Consider the following 1300-nt stretch of genomic DNA (forward strand, 5'->3'; position numbering starts at 1 on the left):
GCGACCAGGGCGCGCTTCTTGCCGCGACGGGCGACGATGCGCCGGTAGCGGGCCGCGAGATAGGTGTCCTTGGTCCGCGCCGCGGACACGGCGGCCTGACCGAGGGCGGCCTTCAGCCAGGGATCGCCGTGCCGGGTCTTCCCGCTGCCGTTTCTGCCGCCGGACTGGTGGTTGCCGGGACACACGCCAGCCCAGGAGGCCAGGTCGGCCGCGCTGGGGAAACGATCGATGTCTGCGCCGATCTCGGCGAGGATCACCTGTGCGGCGCGCGTGTCGACGCCGGGGATGGTCACGAGGAGCTCGATGCGGCGGCGAAAGGGCTCAAGCATCACCTCGATGTGCTTACTGAGCTTGGCCTCGGTGGCGGTGCAGGCGTCGATACGGTCCAGCATCGTCCGTGCCAGGAAGGCGTGGTGGGCGGTGAAGTTCCCGGTCAGGGCCTCGATGAGGGCGTCGGTCTTGCGGCGCATGCTGCCCTTGGCCAGATCCGCCAGCACATGGGGGTCGCGTTCGCCGGCGATGAGGGCTTCGAGCATGGCCCGGCCGGAGACGCCCAGGATGTTGGAGACGGTGGCGGACAGCTTGATGCCGGTGTCCTCCAGCAGTTTCTCCAGCCGCTGGGTCTCGCGGGTGCGTTCGCGGATGATCTCGGTGCGGTAGCGGGTGACGTCCCGCAGTTGCCGGATCGGTTCCGGGGGCACGAACGAGGGGCGGACCAGGCCGTGTTCGACGAGCTTGGCGATCCACTCGGAGTCCTTGACGTCGGTCTTGCGGCCTGGCACCGACTTCATGTGCCGGGCGTTGAGAAGCCAGCACTCCATGTCGTGTTCCAGCAGGTAGAAAACCGGCTTCCAGTACACGCCGGTGGCTTCCATGCCGACCACGGTGATGCCTTCGGCGAGCAGCCAGTCCCGCATGGCCAGCAGTCCGGAGGTCACCGCGGAGAAGGTTCGCACCTCGCTGCGGCGCCGCTTGCCGGTGCTGGGCACGCGAATGCAGACCTTCACGTCGACCTTGCTGATGTCGATCCCCGCGCAGCGTTCGTGGATTACTTCCATAGCCCCGGCGCCCCCTCCTGTCGTCGGCCGCGAGCACGCGACCGTCCGGCGGGGGTCCGGCAGGCGGAAGAGTCTGATTCACGTGCTCGGAGCAACACATCCGGGTGCCTGTCGGTGGACCCCCAGCGTCCTACTGACCCACGGGCTCGGAACGCGCCAAGGCGAGACGACGTCCGCCGGACGACCACGCACCGATTTTCACGCACACAGGGTGTCGCCGTCAGGCGACCGGATTACTGACC

The 1300-nt window shown here is 68.2% G+C and carries 1 protein-coding gene; it reads right to left on the reverse strand.

The window, feature by feature from the left end; all coding sequences use genetic code 11:
• Window positions 1-1058 (reverse strand): IS110 family RNA-guided transposase (locus tag ACZ3TS_RS43030; protein ID WP_467628733.1); only part of this gene is annotated, 1058 nt, incomplete at its 3' end.
• Between the last annotated feature and the right edge of the window lie 242 nt (window positions 1059-1300).

The sequence above is a fragment of the Streptomyces sp. NPDC022910 genome (genome assembly GCF_055561075.1).